The organism is Clostridium sp. (assembly GCF_021372645.1).
Taxonomy (GTDB): Bacteria; Bacillota; Clostridia; order Clostridiales; family Clostridiaceae; genus Clostridium.
The window spans coordinates 1-5,085 of the sequence record NZ_JAJFUC010000088.1; the positions used below are offsets into that span (position 1 = coordinate 1).

Annotated in this window: 6 protein-coding genes; 4 read left to right on the forward strand and 2 right to left on the reverse strand. The window is 27.9% G+C overall.

The annotated features are described in order from the left end of the window. Window positions 1-410 precede the first annotated feature (410 nt). From LLF98_RS13065 to LLF98_RS13075, 3 genes are all read left to right on the forward strand, one after another. Window positions 411-617 carry a DUF2726 domain-containing protein gene (locus tag LLF98_RS13065; RefSeq protein WP_291704269.1) on the forward strand — a complete coding sequence of 69 codons (207 nt, stop codon included), beginning with the start codon at window positions 411-413 and terminating at the stop codon, window positions 615-617. 230 nt (window positions 618-847) lie between these two features. After that, window positions 848-1,009 (forward strand): hypothetical protein, encoded by a 162-nt coding sequence (locus LLF98_RS13070; RefSeq protein ID WP_291704271.1) that lies wholly within the window; start codon window positions 848-850, stop codon window positions 1,007-1,009. Window positions 1,010-1,062: 53 nt separating this feature from the next. Next, the gene (locus LLF98_RS13075) at window positions 1,063-1,692 is read left to right on the forward strand and encodes a histidine phosphatase family protein (RefSeq protein ID WP_291704273.1); all 630 of its coding nucleotides are present in this window, start codon (window positions 1,063-1,065) and stop codon (window positions 1,690-1,692) included. A gap of 298 nt (window positions 1,693-1,990) precedes the next feature. Here the strand turns inward: LLF98_RS13075 and LLF98_RS13080 are convergent, their stop codons facing one another. Together LLF98_RS13080 and LLF98_RS13085 are read right to left on the reverse strand one after the other, a co-directional pair. Continuing rightward, window positions 1,991-3,007, reverse strand: a complete 1,017-nt coding sequence (locus LLF98_RS13080; RefSeq protein ID WP_291704274.1) for a homoserine dehydrogenase — start codon at window positions 3,005-3,007, stop codon at window positions 1,991-1,993. 256 nt (window positions 3,008-3,263) lie between these two features. Further along, window positions 3,264-3,824 carry a DUF5662 family protein gene (locus tag LLF98_RS13085; protein ID WP_291704276.1) on the reverse strand — a complete coding sequence of 187 codons (561 nt, stop codon included), beginning with the start codon at window positions 3,822-3,824 and terminating at the stop codon, window positions 3,264-3,266. Window positions 3,825-4,267: 443 nt separating this feature from the next. Between LLF98_RS13085 and LLF98_RS13090 the strand changes: the two genes are divergently transcribed. Further along, entirely contained in the window at window positions 4,268-4,759 is a 492-nt protein-coding gene (locus LLF98_RS13090; protein ID WP_291704279.1) for a flavodoxin, read from the forward strand. Window positions 4,760-5,085: the final 326 nt, after the last annotated feature.

Sequence of the window (5,085 nt, forward strand, 5' to 3'; positions counted from 1 at the left end):
CAATTTCTTAATGTTTGCTCTGTCTTACCTATAAGTTCTGCAAATTCTCCTATTGAATAATATTTCAAGTTAATCACTCCTTGAAATTATTATGCAATAAACTGTATTAAAAATAAATATATATTTATAAATTTTTATAAACTTTTTTTCAACTGTTGTCTGCCTCCTAATTATATTAATATTTATTGTTTATTATTTCTATTTATCTACTTTTTTAATCAGAACTTTCAACACTATGTACCATAGGAAAAAAAGCAACTCCAACGCAAAAGGGAACATATACATCAAAAACTGAAAAACATTTAAATGAACTTGATAAAGTTGACTAAAAAGTTATCTAAACAAAGGCTATTCATAATGTTGAATTTTGCAAATATAAAAATAAAAAAGAAGGAAAATGTTATACTACTATGGAATATATAAATTATAATCATATTTTAGTAGTAGAAGTTGACGGATATGCATTTCATGCAAATAATCCTAAGCAGCTGGAGAGAGATAGGATGAAGGATGGAATTTTGAAAAAATATAATATACCAATATTGAGGTTGGCTACTAATGGAAGTGGGGAAGAAGAGAAGCTTAAGGATAAATTAGTTCAAGTGCTTGATATTTAAATTTTATAGTATATTACAAATATAGTTGAGATAAATCTAACTTAGAAAAACATCTAGTGTTAGATTCATTTTCATTTATGCCAAGAATTTCAAATGACGGATTACAAGACATGGATAATAAGGAATAATTATGTTATAATTTTTTATAATAATGTTATTATTATCGAAATAAAGAGTAAAAATAAGTAGAATTATTAAATAAAATTACTGAAAGTAGAGGTAGGTATAATGTGGAATTTATATCGAATTTATTAAATATAGAAAGCTCACAATTTAAAACTATCACAAAACCAACAGCAATTAAAGGATTTGGAGCAGAAAATGATAATTTAAAAGTCTTAGATGGATTATTATTACAGTTAAAGAATAATGAAAAAAAGGAAGTTGGCTAATAAAAAAAGTAAATGATGACTATAAAATTAATTATATGAGGAGAAAACAACTAATGAATACTGTAGTATATTTAACAAGGCATGGACAAACAGAATGGAATATTGAAAGAAGATTACAGGGGAGAGGAAACTCGCCTTTAACACAGGCTGGAATAGCTAGAGCTATGGAGCTTAGGGACAGGATTAAAGATATAGATATTGATGTTATATATTCAAGTCCAATAGAAAGAGCATTAGATACGGCTAACATAATTAAAGGAGAAAAGAACATAGAAGTTATAACAAATGATGGATTAATGGAAATGTGTTTTGGTGATTATGAAGGTAGAAGAACTGATGAAGTTATGAAAGAAAATCCAGGATGGAATATTGATTTTATTATGAATGGTGATGTTAATTTATGTGCTCCAAATGGTGAAACATTAGGATGTGTTAGAACTAGAATAAGTGAAACTATGGATAAGTTGATAGTGCAAAACAGGGGAAAAACTATTTTTATAGTAGCTCATGGAATAACACTAAAGGCTTTAATGTACTATTTTAAAGATGAAGAAGTAAATACAGAAGTTATGGGTCAAGCTACTTTAACAAAGATAACTGTAGACAAGAATAATAATTTTAATATAGAATTTAAAAATGATGATAGTCATTTTACAGTAAAGGAGCAAAAATTAGGATGGTAAAGTTAGCAAGGCGAGCAAAATAGCTCGCCTAATTCATGTTGTCTTTAATTAATAAGCAGGAACTTAAAATTACCTTAATAGTTAAACTATATTATTGTAAAAAAGTATCTTAAATTGTGTTTCTTATAAAAATTTCGGTCACAAGTTCCCTCAGTAGGGTGACTGTCACCTTCCGAAATATTAGATTATATACCTAGTAAACTATCAATTCGAACCTGATTAAATTTTATTAGACCTCTATCCAATTTGACTACGGTTATATCTGTTTTTATTATTAAAATAACATAAAATCTGCTCGCTATAAATTACAAATATATATTATATCTCTTAGAATAGAGGCGGCAGCAGCTGTAGTACCTGATGCTCCACCAATCAACGTCAGTTCACCTAGTGTATCTGATACATACCTAACTGCCTTATTTTTGCCATCTACATTATAAAAAGTATGTTCTTTATCCAACTTCTCGGGTCTAACCACCATATTTAGTTCTTTTCCTTCTCTCATTGTTCGTCCAATAAGTTTATATCTCTTTCCTTCTTCCAGGGCAATTTTGATATCTTCTGGCGTTAAACCTGTAATTCCTTCTATTCTTATTTCAGATAATTTTTTATCTTCCTTCATAATTACATTTGTAAGAATAAGCAGTTTAAATGCAGTATCCCATCCTTCTACATCAAAGTTAGGGTTAGCTTCTGCTATTCCCAAATCCTTTGCTTTTTTCAGCGCAATTTCATATGTACAACCAGTATCCTCCATCTCTTTTAAAATATAATTTGTTGTGCCATTTAAAACACCCTCTATAGAGTAAATTTCCGAACCAGCCATTTCTATTATCCCGCCGTTAACAGAAGGTAATGCTCCCCCGCAAGTACATCCAATTCCTAAATGTACCTCATTTTCTTTTGCAATCTTATCCAATTTCCTATAGCCATGCACAATGGGTCCTTTATTACCTGTAACTACATGTATTTTATTTTTTAGTGCTTTTAAAATATAAGTTAATGCTGGCTCTCCCGTTTCCTTGTTAGTAGATGTTAACTCTACTATTAAATCTATATCTTTTTTTTGTAACATAAAATCAGGAGTAATTTTTCTATCTTCATCAGTATCTTCAATTATACTCTTTCCATCTTTAGAAGTAGCTAATAATTTAGCGCAATCTATTCCCTTGGGATTATAGATTCCTCCTTTAGAATTCATAATATATACTACTTCAAGATCAATTCCCTGTTCCTTAAGTGTGGAACTCTTATCTACAATTAGCTTTATAAAAGCTTTTCCTATACCACCGTATCCAATTAGTCCAATTCTCATGTTGTTTTCTCCTTCGCTATACTATCTTTACAATGTATACAACTCCTGACCAGTAAGATATTTTCCAGCAGAAGTTTTAACTGTAATTTCTGCATTTTGGGTTACATGTCTTTTCATAAATTTGTTGAAATTATATCAAAAAATTCTTAACATACAATCTATAATCATTTCTAGGCAGAATAAACGCATGAAAATTTATAACTACATATGATAAACTCATTAATAGTATAAGCATTCTGCTAAATGTATATCTAGCTCAACTATTTGGAGCAAAATTTATATCTTTGTGTTTTTTTAGAATATTATTTTTAATGTATGTAAAAGTTTTATCTTCTCCTTCATAGGCAAGTTTATTAAGTAAGGTTTCTAAAAGCACTCTTACTTCATTATGTAAAACATAATAATGTTTTCTGCTTTCATAATAGTTTAATGGATTTTTATCAGTATACTTTTCTTTTGAATAATTTTTTGAAGCACAAACTCTATCTATAAACATTTCTATAACATACTTAATAGGCATTTTCATTCCCTTTAGGCCATTTGCTTCATTTATTCCGTAATCTATCCAATATTCAAAATGATGCTTATTCCTGCCCTTATGATGTAGCCATGCTGATGAATATCCTTCCACAGTTTTTTGAACACCATTAGGACTTACATATCCTCGATAATACTTTATTCCAGTTGAAAACTCAACAAATGAATATTTAGACAGATCATGAAGTAATCCTTGTTTGTATAAGCCTACTTTAAAACAATACTTCATAACTAACAATTTATGATGAGTTATAGTTTTAAAATGATTAACAATATTCATAATTTTTATTTTCTCCTATCAATCTAAAATTACTATTATCTAATCTGTACAATCTTAATACTATTATATATTTTTTGTCTTTAAACATAAAGGGGTAAGCCGTAAGTAACTTCAATACTCCATTTCTCATAAGTTGCTCAGGGGCTTGGTGAAGTAGCAACATACAAAATAGAATAAATCCTAAGTTTGAAGAAATTATTTTAGTTGGAAAAGAAAATTACAATGATGCGGAATTTGTAAGCAAGATGTCAGATGAAATAGCAGTAATGGCAAAAAACATTCTGATCAGTAAATCACAAAGAATTTATTGAATTATACATTTATGATAATAAATGCATATTTACTAAGTTAGACTCTAGCTTAAAATAGAGTTATAATGATAAATATAAACATATATGTAATATATGATATATAAAATAAAAATAAGGAGTATATTTATTATTATGGAAAAAGATAACTTACGAATTCTTGTAGTTTATTACTCATTTGACGGCAATACAAAATTGATTGCAGAATCTATAGTAGAAGAAATACATGGTGATATTTTACCACTAGAAGTTGAAAAACCAATAGCTAATAATAAGAAAAAATATTTAGTTGGTGGAAAGCAGGTGATATTAAAGGAAAAACCAATGCTTATTCCATATGAATTTAAGGCAGAAAATTATGATGTTTTATTTATTGGAACACCAATTTGGGCATGGAATTATGCACCAGCACTTAGAACTTTTTTTGCGGAAAACAGCATAAAAAACAAAAAAATAGTTTTGTTCAGCTGTAATGGAGGCCAAAATGGAAAAACTTTTGAAAATATGAAAAAAGCACTTCCAGATAATGAGTTTTTAGGCGAAATTGAATTCTATGAACCATTAAAGAGTAAAAAAGAAGAAAAGATTGAATTAGCTAAGTCATGGGCAAGAAAAATGACTTCATAAAAGAAAAAAGTGATAATGATTTAATCTTCTATCAACTTAGTATTAATGCTTAGACCAACAGATTCAACAAAGATTAAAATATAAAATTAAAAAATTGCCCTAATAAGAGTTTATGTGAGGTAAACTCTTATTTTTATTTTAAAATATAGTATAATAAGAATGTATTTTTAAGAAGACAATTTTGGAGGCAGACAACAGTTGAAAAAAGTTTATAAAAATTTATAAATATATATTTATTTTTAATACAGTTTATTGCATAATAATTTCAAGGAGTGATTAACTTGAAATATTATTCAATAGGAGAATTTGCAGAACTTATAGGTAAG

Bases quoted from the DNA above. Each gene is read 5' to 3' on its own strand.
- LLF98_RS13085 (WP_291704276.1), bottom strand. From the start codon at position 3,824: ATGAATATTGTTAATCATTTTAAAACTATAACTCATCATAAATTGTTA.
- LLF98_RS13080 (WP_291704274.1), bottom strand. From the start codon at position 3,007: ATGAGAATTGGACTAATTGGATACGGTGGTATAGGAAAAGCTTTTATA.
- LLF98_RS13065 (WP_291704269.1), top strand. From the start codon at position 411: ATGGAATATATAAATTATAATCATATTTTAGTAGTAGAAGTTGACGGA.
- LLF98_RS13090 (WP_291704279.1), top strand. From the start codon at position 4,268: ATGGAAAAAGATAACTTACGAATTCTTGTAGTTTATTACTCATTTGAC.
- LLF98_RS13075 (WP_291704273.1), top strand. From the start codon at position 1,063: ATGAATACTGTAGTATATTTAACAAGGCATGGACAAACAGAATGGAAT.